Consider the following 15754-nt stretch of genomic DNA (forward strand, 5'->3'; position numbering starts at 1 on the left):
ACCGCGCCGCATGGCCGAGAAGGCTCTGACGGCAATTCAGGAAGCCTATATCCAAGGCGTTTCGACCCGATCCGTCGATGATCTCGTCAAGGCGATGGGCATGTCGGGCATCTCCAAGAGCCAGGTATCGCGGCTCTGCGAAGAGATCGATGACAAGGTCAAAGCCTTCCTCGACCGCCCTATCGAGGGCGAGTGGCCATATCTCTGGATCGATGCCACCTACCTGAAGGTTCGTCGCGGCGGTCGTATTGTCTCGGTAGCGGTCATCATCGCGGTGGGTGTGAACACTGACGGCCGGCGCGAGGTGCTAGGCATGGAAATCGGCACATCCGAGGCAGAAGCGATCTGGACCGAGTTCCTACGCAAGCTGACCAGACGAGGCCTGCGCGGCGTCAAGCTCGTGGTCTCCGATGCACACGAGGGCATCAAGGCAGCCGTGTCGAAGGTGCTTTCCGCCACCTGGCAGAGGTGCCGGGTTCACTTCATGCGCAATGCCCTCGCTCATGCCGGCAAGAGCGGACGGCGTGTCGTCTCCGCCTTCATCGCCACGGCCTTTGCCCAGGACACCCCGGAGGCGGCAAGCACCCAATGGCGCAATGTCGCCGACCAGATCAGGCCGAAGGTGCCGAAACTCGCCACGCTGATGGATAGTGCCGAGCAGGACGTGCTCGCCTACATGACCTTTCCCAGGCAGCACTGGGCCAAGCTTCATTCGACAAATCCGATCGAGCGTCTCAACGGCGAGATCAAGCGACGCACAGAAGTCGTCGGCATCTTCCCCAACGACGATGCCATCGTCAGGCTCGTGGGAGCGCTGCTGCTCGAGCAAAACGACGAGTGGGCCGTTCAGCGATCCCGCTACATGACACTTGAGACCATAGCAGCAATGAGCGATGATCCACTTATCAGCCTGCCAGCCGCAAGCTGATCAGTTCCCGGCTTTGTCCGGAAGGCACGGCCAGCGCCGGAGCTACACCACGCAGTGGGACACGATCAAAGAGATCAAAGAGCATTGCCGTCGAAGTCGGATCCCAACTGTCTGAGAAGATGAGACTGACGTTGGCATTTGAAAGGTTTCTCAGCGAATGGGTGTATTTTGACTACCGCCATCGGCAGAGCAGCCTGAGCGCCCAGCTCAGCTGGATGATTTTGCCTGAGCGCACGCTTACCGTGGAAATCGCGCGGGTCATGCGCAAGGAAGATGACGTCACGGCAAATGATTCCCAGACAACCATATCCTCAAAGCTGTCTGGCTCCTTCTGAGCAAGTGCCAAAAAGATGTGCCACCAATACCCGCCCTGACCCATCCCCCCGTCGGTGAGACTGTCGCACAGGCACCTCTCATATCTGGTCGACCAGCCACCCTTTAAATTCAGCAATCGCTTCTTCGTTGCGGCGATAAAAAACGTGCTGGCCGATCCTACGAGAGGTCAGAAAGCCCGCTCTCAGCAAAATATGTAAATGTCCGGAAACAGCCGACTGTGACATCCCACCGATCTCGAACTTTCCAGCCATCACCCCATGGGCCGCGCTTTCAGCGGAAAGTCCAAAATACTTTTCAGGATCCCTGAGCCAGATCAGGAATTCCATACGTGCTGGGTGGCTTAGCGCCTTCATGGCCGTTTCGAAATCTAGCTTCATCGTGTCTAAACCATAACCTTCAATTATCAGCATGTTGGCTGCGCCGAAGGGGGAAGACAACAGACACTTTTGTTACCAACTAAGCGAGTACATCTGCCATAAGGCTGCAGTTCTACATGCCCCTTATTCCCTTGCCTCGATAACAATTGCCCTTTACCCTCCAAGGGCACAGTGAACCGCCCCGGCTTTGCCGGAGACCGTTTGGTTTAAGTTATGCGGCCATGGCTGGCGCGTCCAGCATGGCGTAGTATCGTTCTTCAGCCTCGGCGGGCGGAATATTTCCGATGGGCTCCAGAAGGCGGCGATTGTTGAACCAATCGACCCATTCGAGCGTGGCGAACTCCACAGCTTCGAAGTTGCGCCACGGTCCCCGGCGATGGATAACCTCGGCCTTGTAAAGACCGTTGATCGTTTCGGCGAGAGCATTGTGATAACTGTCGCCAACGCTTCCGACAGACGGCTCGATGCCCGCTTCTGCCAGCCGTTCGGAATAGCGAATGGATACATATTGCGAGCCGCGGTCGGAATGATGAACCAGCCCGCCACGGTGGACGGGCCGCCGATCATGAAGCGCCTGGTCGAGAGCATCGAGAACGAAACCGCATGGGCAGTCCGACTTGCTCGCCAACCGACGATGCGTCGAGCGAAGGCGTCGATCACGAACGCGACGTAAACGAAGCCCTGCCAAGTGGCCACATAGGTGAAGTCAGAAAGCCAGAGCATGTTCGGCGCGGGTGCATGGAAGTGCCGGTTCACACGGTCGAGCGGGCACGGCGCGGACTTGTCCGACATGGTGGTTTTGACTGACTTGCCGCGAATGACGCCCTGAAGACCCATCGTTCTTATGAGCCTTGCGACGGTGCATCGGGCGATGTCGAAGCCTTCTCGCTGCAATTGTCGCCAGACTTTGCGAACGCCATAGACCTGGAAGTTCTCGTTGAACACCCTGCGTATCTCGACCTTCATGGCAATGTCGCGTCGGGCGCGGACCGACAGACGGCCCACGTCCGTGCGCTTGGCGATGACCTCATAGTAGGTGGACGGGGCAATCGGCAGCAGCTTGCAGATTGGCTCGACCCCGAGCATCGAGCGGTGTTCGTCGATGAAAGAAATCATCGCTTCAGTGGGCGGTCGAGCTCCGCCATCGCAAAATACGCCGACGCCTTGCGCAAAATCTCGTTTGCCTGACGAAGCTCGCGATTCTCCCGCTCAAGAGCCTTCATCTTCTCGGCCACATCGCTCGGCAGACCTGCCCGCTTACCACTATCGACCTCGGCCTTCTTTACCCACTCATGCAGTGTATGCGCCGAGCAACCAATCTTGGCGGCGATGGAAGACACAGCCGCCCATCGCGAAGGATGTTCCGTTTCATGCTCAACCACCATTCGAACGGCGCGAGCGCGGACTTCAGGAGAAAACTTGTTTGTCGTTTTGCTTGTCATAGACCCTACTTCTCACGAGTTGGGGTCTCCGGCAAAGCCGGGGCGGTTCACCTTGAGGTCGGCATCATGATTTGAAAGTTGTCGAAGTTATTTTTAGTGACTACTGAGTGCTCGATGGAGTGCACCCCGTTTCACCGGACATGTCGGCTAGTTTGATTTAGCCCTGATGAACTGCCGAGGGGAAGCCATCTTGAGCGCGGAATGGGGATGGATTTCATTGTAGTCCTCGATCCATCCGTCGATGAGCCGGAGCGCAGTTTCGGCGTCCGGCAGTGCCGATATGCGGATGTAATCCCGCTTCAGGGTTTTGACGAAGGCTTCCGACATGCCGTTCGACTGCGGACTGGCCACCGGCGTGAAGCAAGGCGTCAGATTGAGCGCCTGGGCAAACAGCCTCGTGTCCCTCGCGGTGTAAGCAGAGCCATTGTCCGAGAGATGCTCGATTGCGTTCGGGGCTCTCGTTGCTACGAACCGCTTCTCGACCGCCTCCAGCATCATATCGCGCACGTCAGAGCCGGAGATGCCCGCGTTGGCGACTGCCGTCCAGGCGATGATCTCGCGGTCGAAGGCGTCGATGATGAAGGCGAGACGGATGACCTCGCCATTCCAGCAAGCGAACTCCAGCCCATCAGAGCACCAGCGCAGGTTCGAGCGCATGACCATCACCTTGCCGTCATGGATGCGGCCCTTGCGAACGGCCGTATGCTTCTCCAGCAGCATGGCGTGGTTGCCCATGATGCGATGAACCCGTTTGGCGTTGACGACAGGCTTATCGGCGGCTCGCCTTTCGCGATTGAGGAGCGCGGCGATCCGCCGATAGCCATAGGTTGGCCTTTGATCCACCAGCCTGCGGATGATGGGCAAAAGCTCTGCATCCTCGGCCTTGTGATAGGAGCCGCGCGGCTTCGATCTGCATTTCAGGCGCTCGATCAGATTCGAACGGGATACGCCCAGCGTGTCGGCGACGGTCTTCATCGGGAACCGTCCTTCGGCAACAAGATCGGCCGCGATATCCGTTTTTTTGAGTCTGCTGTGGACAAGGCTTCGCGGAGGATTTCGACCTCCATCGTCTTGCGACCGAGCATACGCTCCAGCTCGCGGACACGATCCTCCAGCTTCTTCACTTCCGAATTGCCGACAACCGGCTCGTCAGAATCCACGGCTGCAGCACCTCCCTCGCTCAAGAGCCTGCGCCACCGGTAAAGCAGATTGGGCGCAACGCCATGGCGGCGAGCGGCCGAAGACACTGTCTCGCCTGGTTCGAAACTCTGCTCAATGATTGTCGAAATGGGGGGCAGTTCACTCGAAGGTTGCTTGTAATTGAGCTGCCCTGCTCCGGCCAGCACTGCGCCTTCCCGTCCAGGACGAAATACTGGCCCCAAACATGCTTGGAGCAAGTTGCTTTCGAAAGTGGGTTGAAGATCGTGCAATCTGTGCACATCATTTTATCAAATTCTCTTGATCTACTGACATCGAGTTCGTAGCTGTAGTTTCGCTAGGTTCCTGAACTCACCAGGCGGAGGATACGGGTGGCTGTGTGGCATACAACCCGGTCGGTTTCCAGGATTGCGGCGATCGCGATGGCGGCGGCGCTGATCGCCCTTCTGGCTATCTTGGCGACATGGGCGAGCCAATCTTACACTTCAACGATCAGCCGAGCTGAGGATCGTGTCTCAGCGTCGGCGAAGATCGTTGCGAGCCACGTATCCTGGATCCATCAGATGGCGATCCAGTCGCTTCGACGTATTGATGATTCGCTACGCTCCGCTGATCTCACCTTCGACGGCGGTATTCGAGACTTGAAACAGGCGACCCAAGGCCTGCCCGCAGGAGTCCTAGCCTATGTCGTTGATCGAGAGGGACGAACCGTCTACTCGACCGACCCGGACATCAAGCCCGTCGACATCACCGATCGTGATTATTTCATCGCCGTCAAAGATGGACAATTGGAATACGCATCATCTCTATTAAGCAGTCGTACCAACGGTAGCCAGATCTTCGTCTATAGTCGTCGTGTCATCCGCAACGGGGAATTTGCCGGCGCAATCATGGTGGCTGTACCGGTGGAGATCCTCCAGTCGATCTGGGAGACGGTGGATCTCGGCGGTAACTACGCTATCAGCTTCATCCGGGACGATGGCATGCTGGTCGCGCGATACCCTCTACCCAAGACACCTTTGGACATGTCGGGTTATGTACTGTTCACCAAGTACCTCAAGGAGGCGCCCGCCGGCACCTATCACGCCGATGCTTCGCCGATGGACGGTGTCAGTCGGCTTGTCGCCTACCGGCAAGTAGAGGGCACGCCGTTCGTGGCCGTTGCAGCAGCGGATTACGGATTTCTTATACAGCCCTTTTGGCGCACACTAATCATGCTCAGCGTCGTCGCCCTCGTGGTGATAGGCGGTGCCGGCATGGCTGGCTGGTGGATAGCCCATCTTCTGCGCACGCAGGAAAAGCAATCTGCTCAACTGGCCGAGGCGCTCGAGGCCAACGAGCTACTACTTCGGGAAATCCATCACCGGGTAAAGAATAATCTGCAATCTGTGGTGTCGCTTGTTCGGCTGCAGATGCGAGGATCCGAAGGCTTTGACGCGCTAAACAGCCGGATCAAGTCGATGATCGCCGTGCATGAACAGATTTATAAGCATGATGCCTATGCCGCTATCGATGCGGCAGAGCTCATCGGCACTGTGGTCTCCGAAGCACTAGCAGCACATGATGCTCAGTTTACGGTCGAATACCATATGTCTTCACAGGCGGTGTCGGCCGAGAAAGCAACCGCGCTGGCATTATTGGTCAATGAGGTCGTCACCAACGCCATCAAATATGCCTACCCGAGCGGGCACCGCGGTGAATTGCTCGTTAAGCTGACATTGCCCGACGCAGGTGGACGAACGAGCTTGACTATCGCTGATCATGGAACCGGATTTGATACGTCCAGCATCCAACCTGGAACAGGTACACGGCTAATCGACGGCGCCGTTCGCCAGCTAGCTGGCGATTTCCGTTTCGAGGCGGATGGGGGCACGCGGTTTATCGCCGTTCTAAAGCTGATGTGAGCGGCGTAAATCCAGTCGGCTAGTAGCGTTCGGTAGAGAATGCCAATCCAGCGGTTAGATCGAAGGCAACTCTGTGATGAGCTGCTCGGATCCGATGAGGCCGACCTGTGACAAGAGCCTTAAAACTGTCGCATCTGCGCAACGGTAGTAGACGATTTGCCGTTCGCGCCGTGTTTTCACGACTTTTGCATCCCGAAGCTTGCGTAAATGCTGAGAGAGAGCCGATTGACGGAGACCTACCTCGTCTGCCAGATCGTTCACGGACCACTCTCGCTCAATGATCCGGCAAAAAATCGCCAACCTTGCGGAATTCGCGAGCGTGGAGAATAGCATAGCTATCTGTTCAAGATCGACCTCATCCATAGGCGTTGATTGTTGCGGCACCATATCTCGGACCAGCATGTTCATCGCGACGTCTCCCTCAACCTCTCCAACATGAAATCGGAATATGGTTAAAAAAACGTAAACACGAGGTGGAATTTGCAGGCGCTTGTTTATCGTGCAACTCGGCACGCTGCGGGACCAGCCAGACAGCTCTTGCCAGTCGTCGAACCGACGCTCAACGCAAGTGAGCACCCTCACATCTCTGTGACAGTCCTTCTACCCGTCTAACGCCACCGGTAATTGGCGGTTTACAGTCTTTAGGCCTAATCACCGTCTTATTCGAGTGCGCTCCCGTTCAAAAACGGGAGCTGAGTGCGAGCCAGGTCAAGCCGCGCGACGGTTCGCGTGACTTGTTCTCGACCCAACCTTGAACTGCGACATAAGGTGATCCAAGGTGGTAGCTTCCTGCACCAGTTGCTGAATCGCTGCACTCGACTTTTCGACCATGGCTGCATTCTGCTGAGTATTCCTGTCGATCTGTCCGAGCGCGGTGTCGATTTCGGAAAGGCCCTCAGCCTGCGTCTTGGCTCCGTCGATGATCTTGCAGATCTCTCGGCTGATCGCCTGAACCTCAGTCGAAATGGTGCCAAGCGCTTCGCCCGCCTGATCGACCAGCGACACACCATGGCGGACTTCCTCGCCGGACGCATTGATCAGAGCCTTGATTTCCTTGGCAGCACTGGCTGAGCGCTGGGCAAGCTCTCGCACTTCTTGGGCCACAACGGCGAAGCCCTTGCCTGCCTCCCCGGCGCGGGCTGCCTCGACGCCTGCATTCAGCGCCAGCAAATTGGTCTGGAAGGCGATCTCATCAATCACACCGATGATGTTGGATATCGACTGCGAGGACTGCTCAATGCGGCTCATAGCAGATACGGCATCTGTTACGATTGTTCCGGAGCGCTCCGCGCCGGTTCTTGCTTGGTCCACCAGCTTGCCCACCGAATCTGCAACGGACGCAGTTTCCTTCACCGTCGACATCACGCTCGAAAGAGCGCTTGCAGTTTCTTCCACAGAGGCGGCCTGGCGTTCGCTGCGGGTGGAGAGATCATTGTTCGCCTGCCCAATCTGGCTCGTTCCGGCACGCAGCACCGATGCGACCTGCCCGACCTGCGAGACGACCACTTCGAGTTTCTCGACGGACGAGTTGAACGAAGAGCGCAAGCCATCGAGGGCTCCGGCGAAGGCTGTGTCGATCCGGCAGGAGAGATCTCCTTCAGCCAGTTTCTGAAGCGATTTGGCCAACTCTGTCACGGCGAAGTCAACCGCCTCAGCTTCCCCTGCCTTCTCCGCTTCACGTTTCTGACGCTCAGCCACGGCGGCAGCATCGGTTCGCTTGACCTGTTCAGCCATACTCACAGCTTGCCTCTCCGCAGCAAGCGCGTCCGACACGGCCTTGTCAGAGACATCAAAGGCCTTGACCACAGCGGATGTGAGAGCGATCAGCACTATGCTCTGCACAATCAGGACGACCGCATGCAGGATGACACGCGCAAAGTCGGAATCACCAGGGAAAACGGCAAGCGGCATCGCCACATAAAGCAGGAGATGATGGATCGCGACGAGTGCCGCGTAGCCGATGATGGCCTTCCAGTCGATCCAGGCAGCACAAATCGCAAGGCTCGCGAAGAAATACATGTGCAGGTCGATTTGCAACGGCGATCCCTGAAATGCGAACACGAGGATGGCGACCGTCGCGGCGTTCGCCATCGAGGTCACCATACGCGTCGTCGCTCCGGTGCGGTCCCTCTTCCAAAGCAACGTGGCGGGTAACAGCAGGGCCATGGTGCCCAGGATCATTACCCAGTCAGCGCCCGCTTCGCGAAAGAGATTGCGAATGACGATGAGCGCAAAGTTGACCCACAGCAGCCCGACGATGACGTAGGATACCCCGTCTCTGAGCTTCTTCAGTTCATTCATGAGTTCATTCCTTGCTGGCATCCGATTGCCAGATCATGGTTGATTACGAGCAGAGCGCCGGCTTCGAGAAGCCGCTCCGAGAAATCCGGGGCCTGCGAATAAGCGACAGACATCCAAGGCACGCTGCCCGACCAGACGAATGCACCGTCTGCCTTTTCAATGACGGACATCGAACCAGCGACATCCCCTGCCGGCGAAGTGATCACCAGGACGAAGGGGCCGGTTGGCCTTGCCGCGATCGCTGTGATGACAATCAGAGCGAGGGAAAAGTAAGCTACGGAGATGAGGGACCTCATGACGCCTTCGGTTTCCGACGAGCCAGGTTCAAAGCGTTACGCTCGGGATTTACGAGGATCCGTATTACTACACACAACGCTAAAATATGATTAAGTTCAACGTGCCGTGCTCAAGTTGCACGGTGCGTAACAATGCTCTTGCTTGAGGGGCGGGATCTTTACTGTCCGACATCAGCGCCCATGAGACAAAACTAGCTTAATTGAGAAGAGAGGATTTTCGGCTCATCGTAGCTCTATCAAAGGAAGCGAAGATGAGACAAAAATCCGGGCCTCAGACATCGACGGCCGAGAAGACGATCAAGGACATCCGCCGCGCCACGCGCAAGCACCATTCAGCGGAGGACAAAATCCGTGTCGTCCTGGAAGGCCTACGTGGCGAAGACAGCATCGCCGCGATCTGCCGCCGCGAGGGGATCGCCGAGAGCCTGTATTATAGCTGGTCGAAGGAATTCCTCGAAGCTGGCAAGAAGCGCCTTGCGGGCGATACCTCCCGTTCGGCAACGAGTGACGAGGTGAAGGCGCTGCGTAAGGAGAGCCGCGACCTGAAGGAGGCGCTGGCCGACCTCACCCTGGAGAACCGCCTGCTCAAAAAAAGCATGATCGGGCATGGGGGCGACGACGAATGAGATATCCCGCCACCGAAAAGCTTGAGATCATCCGGCTGGTCGAGCAGTCGCATTTGTCAGTCAGGCAGACACTCGAAAAGCTCGGCATTCCGAGACCTACCTTCTATCGATGGTATGACCGGTTCCAGACCCATGGCGTCGAGGGGCTGGAAGACCGGACTTCTGCGCCATCACGGGTGTGGAACCGCATTCCTGACGATATCAGGGATCGCATTGTCACCATGGCGCTGGACCACGCCGATCTGTCGCCGCGCGAGCTGGCGGTGAAGTTCACCGACACGGAAAGCTATTTCGTATCAGAGGCTTCGGTCTACCGCCTGCTCAAGGTCCACGACCTGATCACGTCGCCAGCCTATATTGTCATCAAGGCCAACGACGAGTTCAAGGACAAGACCACGCGGCCGAACGAGATGTGGCAGACCGACTTCACCTACCTGAAGGTCATCGGCTGGGGATGGTTCTACCTGTCGACCATTCTCGATGACTTCTCGCGATACATCATTGCCTGGAAGCTGTGCACCAGCATGAAAGTGGACGATGTCACAGCCACGCTCGACCTGGCGCTGGCCGCCTCAGGCTGCGACAAGGTCAAGGTGGAGCACCGGCCGCGCCTGCTGTCCGACAACGGCCCGTGTTACGTCGCCTCCGATCTCGGTGAATGGCTGGAGAGATTCAACATTCACCAGGTCCACGGCGCTCCGGGTCATCCGCAGACGCAGGGCAAGATAGAACGCTGGCATCAGACGTTGAAGAACCGCATCCTGCTGGAAAACTACTTCTTCAAGGAAGACATTGAGGCGCAGATCGCGGCCTTCGTCGAGCATTACAATCATCGTCGATACCACGAAAGCCTCGACAATCTCACTCCGGCCGACGTCTACTTCGGACGCGGCCAGACCATCCTGCTCGAACGCGAAAGGATCAAACGCGACACCATCAAACAGCGCCGCTTGAACCACCAAGCCAAAGCGGCTTAAATCAACCCGCAAACCGAGCCGGAAACTCCATTCTTCCAAAGCCCAAAACGTCTCAAATCATTCGACGACGGACAGATGATCGTTTTGCCCTGCTCCATGCACTCCGCAATGGTTTCTGCTACCGTCAGAACATGCCGGAGATCAGCAGAGCCGTCTTCATCTGGCGGTGTTCCAACGGCAATGAACTGAAGGTCGGAGAAGGCAACGCCTTCTTGAGCATCGCTTGTGAAATGAAGCCGTTCTGCTTGAAGATTGTCTTGGACCAGGATCTCTAAACCCGGCTCATAAATGGGGATCTTGCCGTTCCGCAAATCGGCAATCTTCTGGTGATTTACATCAACGCACATCACCTGGTAGCCAGCGTCGGCAAACACCGCCGCCTGGACAAGGCCAACATATCCCGTTCCGAAGAAAGTCACGCGCATAAATGATAACCTGGTTGATGGGATCTCATGCCAGCGGCCACCATGGCTTTGGCTGAACTTCCTCGGGCGTTTCCAAGGAAGCGATCGAGAAAAGTGTGCTCCTAGGCAGGGCTAATTACAGAGTTGATGGCCGATGATCAAACGGAAGAGCTGATCCGCGGCGGTGATGGCGCCATTCTATCGTAGGGCCTAGAGGTTCATGAATAATCACGTACATACCGTTCATCGAGCTCGAACAGCACCGCTCGGCGATGATGATCGGCGAACTGATCAAGGCTTTGTACGCAGAGTGCTGCCAATTCGCCGTTCTTCAAGTCGGCCAATGTTCGGGCAACCTTCTTCCACCCGTAGTCATTCTTGGGTGGCTTGATATAGCCTCCCCTGGTTGAAGGCTCGAAAGGCGCGCCCTCCAGCAGTTCTAGATGATTAGCCAGCCCAATAGGAGAAAGCTGATCGGCGCTGCGGAAGCGATGCCCTGCTTGCTGTCGCAATTCGTCGGCCCTCATGGCATAATAGTTGTGCAAGGTGCTGCACCTCATCGGGTAAGGTAGATGCTCGGCGAGGAAGTACTTGCCGGTGAACCCTACCACACCAGCGGCTTCTCTCTGCGCTTCCTTGAAACTGGGGCGCTTTACCCCGCGCCGTAAGTACTGCTTCAGCCAGGTGAGCCTCCCTCCGCTCCTCCTGAACTCCCCTCGTAACACTGGCTTTCCTGACCGGAAAAAGAAATCAGCTTCCAAGGGACGGCCGATGAACATGTCGTCATTGAAATAGATGAAATGCTCGCTCAACCCCGGGATCCGGTGGAGCATTGTCTCAATCGAGCGGGAACTGAAAACGGGAAGGAGATCGGAATGCTCGCCGTAGATGGCTGAATGATCAACAACCTCCACCTTTGCATGCCATTCCGGGCTCGGTGCGAGCACTTGCCAAAGAAAGCCTGGATCTTGGCCGTCCGTGACGATGTGGATCTTACGGACGAAGGGGCAAAATCGAAGAATGGAGAGAACAGAGTATTTCAGTTCTCCCCGGCTGGCAAAGCGAGTGGCGGATGTCGAAACTGGATGATTGCTCTCGCCGCTGTAGAAAGCCCGTTTTTCAGCATGGAGAGGATCATCGCCATCGACCCAGGTGATAACCGCATCTATGTCCATCTGTCGGCGCCCATTGTAGCTTGTTGACTTGCCTGCTTGGTATAGGCATCACCACGTCAGCTGTCTACCGAGGACACGTACCAAGCCGTGACGAGCAGGGAAGCTTGATGAGCGAGATTTTCGCAATAGTATATGCTAATCTTAAAGGTAATTTAGGAGACTTCGCCATCCTGCACTCGATGCTCGCTGATATTCGTTCACGGGCGCCGGACAGCACAATACATGTATACTCCCAACCGTTTGTGTCCATCGATGAAGCGCGGCTTGAAGCCTTCAAACAATCAGCCCCCCCATTCGAACATATGGGAACAACCTATCCCGATGATAAGCCACTGGGGCAAGGCATGGTGCGTTGCCTGCGGGCTGTAGGTTGCCTCCGACTATATCAGGGTTGGCGAATATCGCGCTTGGCGAGGAAGGCCTCAACGGACTTCGGCAAGCGGTTCAGTCAATACAAGGCTGTGTTCGTTGCGGGGGGGGCCCAATGGACAGGATTGAATTCCGGCGTCTCTATGTTCGCCAATCTACGAGCCATCGCCGCCTGCAACGCCGAGATCTACTCCTATCCGGTTTCCGTATCTTCCTCCCTATGGAAGGTGAACGGCAGAGCTTCTCTTTCGCGCGACCTCAGTCTCATAAAGCCACCGCTCATTGCCAGGGACAGCCAGACCCGCAGAATGCTTCAGGAGCTAAAGCTTAACGCTGTGTTAGGTGCCGACTGCGTCTTTGCGGCGCCGAAGCCCGCAAGCCATAGCGCGGCAGAAGGCGAGCGGAAGCGCGTATTGTTTGTGTTGACAAGTCAGCCTCCGGACCAAATCGAAGCGGCGCTGATCCGCGCACAGAATGCGGGTCTGGAACCAGTTCTTCTGAGCACCTGCGCCATCGAAGATGGACCTGTACAGAAGACAGTTGCGGACAGGCTTGGAGTAGACTTCATCGCGCCCCTGACTTGGCAGGGCGCTGTCAGCGCGATGCAATCCTCAACGATCGTCGTAACAAACCGCCTCCACGGATTAATCCTGGCGTCATTCTCACAGAGCAGCGTGGTGCCATTGGTGGATCGGCCGATGGTAAGGGCGGTGGTGCAAGATGCTCGATTGCCTGTTTCTGTGAACGCGTTAGCAGATCTCAACGCAGCAACCCTCAGTCTCGCTCAAGATTATGCTGACGAGATACGACATAAACTCGCTAGCTATAAGGAGAAGGCGCTTCACCTATCATGGAGTCCGCTACAGGTCTCGGGTGAGGGATGATGGCTCTTCGACAAGGTCTCCTCGGTTTGGGGCGAAACATCGACCTCCTTCAACGTTGGCTTCGATTTCGCCTTTCCGCCTCGGCTCTGAACCCATGGCGCATTCCGCCACTCAACAGTGACATGTTCCGTGGCAAGCGCGTGGTTATCCTGGGGCCTGCTAGAACACTATTCGATGACCTCGAAGATCTTGTGGTAGACAGCTTCGACGTCATTGTTCGCCTCAACAACGGGATCGCTCTGGCTCTTGAATGCGATGGAAGGCTTGGGTCTCGTACCGACGTTCTGTTCCACAACCTGAATGAGCAAGGCCAGCGTAGCGCCGGCTCTATTCCTCCTGCCCTACTGCTCGCCCATAAGGTCCAATACTGCGTATTTCCTCACTGGGGCTTCAAAGGAAGCAAGGCTCGCTTGTTTGAGAAAAAAGCCGAGCTGTCAGCATATCCCCAGGTGTCGCTGGCAGTTCCCTCTGTCAGGTTCTGCGAGAAACTTCGGCGAAAGCTCCATGGGCACCAGCCAACAATTGGAACAAGCGCAATCCTCTTCTTCCTCGAATGCGATGTGAGAGAACTTCAGTTGCATGGCTTCACGTTCTTCCAGACTCCGTATGTTGAAGGTTACAATGACACGGTAAAGACAAGCAAAGATGCCCGTGAATGGGTTGCTGCCTCAATGGTTCACGATCCGGCACAGGAGAAGCGCGTAATCCTGCACGAGGTGGCTCAGGCACGTGAACGAGGCGTGAAGGTCGTTCTCGGAAAAAATGTTGCTCATCATCTCCACGAAGCGACAGACTTCCCCGAGATGGATCACGATTAGGATCAGCTGGCCTTGAGGCCGGAGGCTGCCCTGCTTGCGCCGATTGGCGAGGAAACACTCGTTCAGGCAGACGGAACTCAACAAGAGCTGGCTCTGAAGACATCCAGTGGCGAGCGATGAATAAACGAATGGAGCTTGCATGTCGTCTCTCTCAACCACCATCGCTCGGTGGGCCTCGCATTTGCAGCCCCCGCCTTACGGCGTGGTCGCCGCATCAAACTTTAGAGATGGCGGGGACATATCGGTCGATGTCTGCATCGTCACAAACTGCGCATTTGTAGGCGGAAACGCTTCGACAACCATTACTGAACTGGAGGCGCTATCGGCCCAGGGCTTGACCTGCGTCATCGTTCATTGCCCGGTGAAGCGTTCAGCGTGGAAATGGAATTGGGTGGCGGAGCGATACCTCGTTGTGATGGACTATGTGGTGCCGTCTCATGCCGTGAAGAACCTGAAGTGCCGTACCCTGATCGTACGCGGACCTCGAATGGCGATGACCCCGGCGTTTAGAAACCTCGCCAGACGGATTGAGGCGGAGCGTGCACTCTACGTCGTCAACAACTCGGCTTGGAGCGAGAACGGCAAACCACTGTTCAATTGGGATGCGTTGCATCAGCGGGTCGCGGAGATCGGCTTTCCGAAGTCAAAGATATACCCGATCAGCCCCTTGATCCGATCGGAGGCCGAGCGGTCTCTCGAGGATTCAAGGAGCCCTCGGTTGCTTGCCTCTCACGACTGGCCGCCTGCCTTTAGGCTTGAAGACTTCCCCTACGCTCCCAAGCCAGTCCTCAATCGGCCATTGGTCATTGGGCGTCACGGTCGCGATCACGAAGGAAAATGGCTCGAAGATCCAGAAGAACTTCAGGACGCCTATCCGAACCGCTCCGATATCACAGTCAGCATACTGGGAGGCGCGGACGTACCAAGGCAGCGGCTTGGCTCCCTACCGAGCAACTGGGTGGTGAAGCCGTTCGGTGCATCTGGTGTAGCCGAGTACTTGTCTCAACTCGATGTCTTCGTAAATTTCCCCGCGCGGAAGAGAGACGAGGCATTCGGACGTACGATCGTCGAAGCAGTTCTGTGTGGCGTTCCGGTTGTGCTACCGCCAGCGTTTGAAACAACCTTCGGAGAATTGGCGATATACTGCCAGCCACATGAGGTATCCAGGGTCATTGACCGCCTGAGCGCTGACGACAATGGCCGGATGCATTTTGTGGAAGCATGTCGAAGAGAAGCTGCCGAACGTTTTGGCGCTCATACTCTTCGAAATCGTCTGGAGGTGGAGCCTGCCGCTGACGCTTACTTGCCGAAGCTCGATGAGGTGGCGCGGGAGTTTCGCAGACGAGTGATGTTCTTCGATGAGAGTTCCTGTTGATGTGCGCGACGGAGGAGCACCCTTCACCGCACTAAGCGATCAAGCTAACGCGGCCCTTTTGGCACAGTGACAAGGCGTAGTCTCGTTCAGCGGCCCAGTCATGTGGTCCGCGGTTTTCCTTGCGGCGATAAAAGCTCGTGCTTTGCTTGAAGTCGAAACCGAACATGAGGATGTGGGCATCTGTTAGCTCGGTGAGCATATGAAGGGTCTTCGCCCCCACGGATGGCTCAGCCCCAAGCCGGTTGGTCAACTCATGCAACAGCGCTAGCGGATAGAAGGCTTGTTGAGGATCGTCACAGGTCTCACGTTCGCTGCCGCTCATCCATACAGAAAAAGCCTTGTTGAAGTAGGCTCGCTTCAAGCGCACTCTCCATTTCGCCTTCT

Annotated in this window: 14 protein-coding genes, 2 pseudogenes and 1 other annotated feature; of the genes and pseudogenes, 7 read left to right on the forward strand and 9 right to left on the reverse strand. The window is 56.5% G+C overall.

The features are described from left to right. A partial coding sequence (locus FAA86_RS23195) for an IS256 family transposase (protein WP_136543559.1) occupies window positions 1-928 on the forward strand: 928 nt, incomplete at its 5' end. A gap of 131 nt (window positions 929-1059) precedes the next feature. After that, on the forward strand, window positions 1060-1263 hold the full coding sequence (locus tag FAA86_RS23200) for a hypothetical protein (protein WP_136543560.1): 204 nt from the start codon (window positions 1060-1062) through the stop codon (window positions 1261-1263). Between the two features lie 78 nt (window positions 1264-1341). Here FAA86_RS23200 and FAA86_RS23205 read toward each other — a convergent pair whose 3' ends face one another. The 3 genes and pseudogenes from FAA86_RS23205 to FAA86_RS23215 all read right to left on the reverse strand — a co-directional run bounded on the left by FAA86_RS23205 (window position 1342) and on the right by FAA86_RS23215 (window position 4381). Then, complete coding sequence (locus tag FAA86_RS23205; RefSeq protein ID WP_167495080.1) at window positions 1342-1641, reverse strand: ArsR/SmtB family transcription factor; 300 nt, start codon at window positions 1639-1641, stop codon at window positions 1342-1344. A 211-nt stretch (window positions 1642-1852) separates the two neighbouring features. Beyond that, window positions 1853-3026: pseudogene (locus FAA86_RS23210) on the reverse strand (IS3 family transposase). After that, window positions 2683-2799: a sequence feature (AL1L pseudoknot), on the reverse strand. (Overlaps the previous pseudogene by 117 nt.) Before the next feature lie 204 nt (window positions 3027-3230). Beyond that, a protein-coding gene (locus tag FAA86_RS23215; protein WP_246035181.1) for an IS3 family transposase occupies window positions 3231-4381 on the reverse strand; the annotation gives its coding sequence in 2 pieces (ribosomal slippage) (window positions 3231-4108 and window positions 4108-4381; 1152 coding nt in all). A 231-nt stretch (window positions 4382-4612) separates the two neighbouring features. On the opposite strand from FAA86_RS23215, the gene FAA86_RS23220 reads away from it, so the two are divergent. Beyond that, window positions 4613-6145, forward strand: coding sequence for a sensor histidine kinase (locus FAA86_RS23220; RefSeq protein ID WP_136543563.1), 1533 nt, complete (start codon window positions 4613-4615; stop codon window positions 6143-6145). A gap of 54 nt (window positions 6146-6199) precedes the next feature. On the opposite strand, the gene FAA86_RS23225 is transcribed toward FAA86_RS23220, so the two are convergent. From FAA86_RS23225 to FAA86_RS23235, 3 genes are all read right to left on the reverse strand, one after another. Continuing rightward, window positions 6200-6553: an ArsR/SmtB family transcription factor gene (locus FAA86_RS23225; RefSeq protein WP_246035179.1), complete on the reverse strand. Its 354-nt coding sequence runs from the start codon at window positions 6551-6553 to the stop codon at window positions 6200-6202. 300 nt (window positions 6554-6853) lie between these two features. Continuing rightward, entirely contained in the window at window positions 6854-8326 is a 1473-nt protein-coding gene (locus tag FAA86_RS23230) for a methyl-accepting chemotaxis protein (protein ID WP_246035180.1), read from the reverse strand. Window positions 8327-8442: 116 nt separating this feature from the next. Continuing rightward, complete coding sequence (locus FAA86_RS23235; protein WP_136543567.1) at window positions 8443-8742, reverse strand: hypothetical protein; 300 nt, start codon at window positions 8740-8742, stop codon at window positions 8443-8445. Window positions 8743-8993: 251 nt separating this feature from the next. Between FAA86_RS23235 and FAA86_RS23240 the strand changes: the two genes are divergently transcribed. After that, a protein-coding gene (locus tag FAA86_RS23240) for an IS3 family transposase (protein ID WP_136543569.1) occupies window positions 8994-10345 on the forward strand; the annotation gives its coding sequence in 2 pieces (ribosomal slippage) (window positions 8994-9330 and window positions 9330-10345; 1353 coding nt in all). On the opposite strand, the gene FAA86_RS23245 is transcribed toward FAA86_RS23240, so the two are convergent. Both FAA86_RS23245 and FAA86_RS23250 read right to left on the reverse strand, forming a co-directional pair. Further along, entirely contained in the window at window positions 10342-10770 is a 429-nt protein-coding gene (locus FAA86_RS23245; protein ID WP_136543571.1) for a UDP-glucose/GDP-mannose dehydrogenase family protein, read from the reverse strand. The genes FAA86_RS23240 and FAA86_RS23245 overlap by 4 nt on opposite strands. 197 nt (window positions 10771-10967) lie before the next feature. Continuing rightward, on the reverse strand, window positions 10968-11924 hold the full coding sequence (locus tag FAA86_RS23250; protein WP_136543572.1) for a Stealth CR1 domain-containing protein: 957 nt from the start codon (window positions 11922-11924) through the stop codon (window positions 10968-10970). 107 nt (window positions 11925-12031) lie between these two features. Between FAA86_RS23250 and FAA86_RS23255 the strand changes: the two genes are divergently transcribed. The 3 genes from FAA86_RS23255 to FAA86_RS23265 all read left to right on the forward strand — a co-directional run bounded on the left by FAA86_RS23255 (window position 12032) and on the right by FAA86_RS23265 (window position 15370). Beyond that, window positions 12032-13177: a polysaccharide pyruvyl transferase family protein gene (locus tag FAA86_RS23255; RefSeq protein WP_136543574.1), complete on the forward strand. Its 1146-nt coding sequence runs from the start codon at window positions 12032-12034 to the stop codon at window positions 13175-13177. Continuing rightward, window positions 13177-13995, forward strand: a complete 819-nt coding sequence (locus tag FAA86_RS23260) for a glycosyltransferase family 29 protein (RefSeq protein WP_136543577.1) — start codon at window positions 13177-13179, stop codon at window positions 13993-13995. The genes FAA86_RS23255 and FAA86_RS23260 overlap by 1 nt, the downstream gene beginning before the upstream one ends. Before the next feature lie 139 nt (window positions 13996-14134). After that, complete coding sequence (locus FAA86_RS23265) at window positions 14135-15370, forward strand: glycosyltransferase family protein (RefSeq protein ID WP_136543579.1); 1236 nt, start codon at window positions 14135-14137, stop codon at window positions 15368-15370. A gap of 31 nt (window positions 15371-15401) precedes the next feature. Here FAA86_RS23265 and FAA86_RS23270 read toward each other — a convergent pair. After that, window positions 15402-15754: pseudogene (locus tag FAA86_RS23270) on the reverse strand (hypothetical protein); the annotation flags it as partial.

Origin of the sequence: Rhizobium rosettiformans W3, assembly GCF_004912135.1 — a bacterium.
Lineage (GTDB): Bacteria > Pseudomonadota > Alphaproteobacteria > Rhizobiales > Rhizobiaceae > Allorhizobium > Allorhizobium rosettiformans.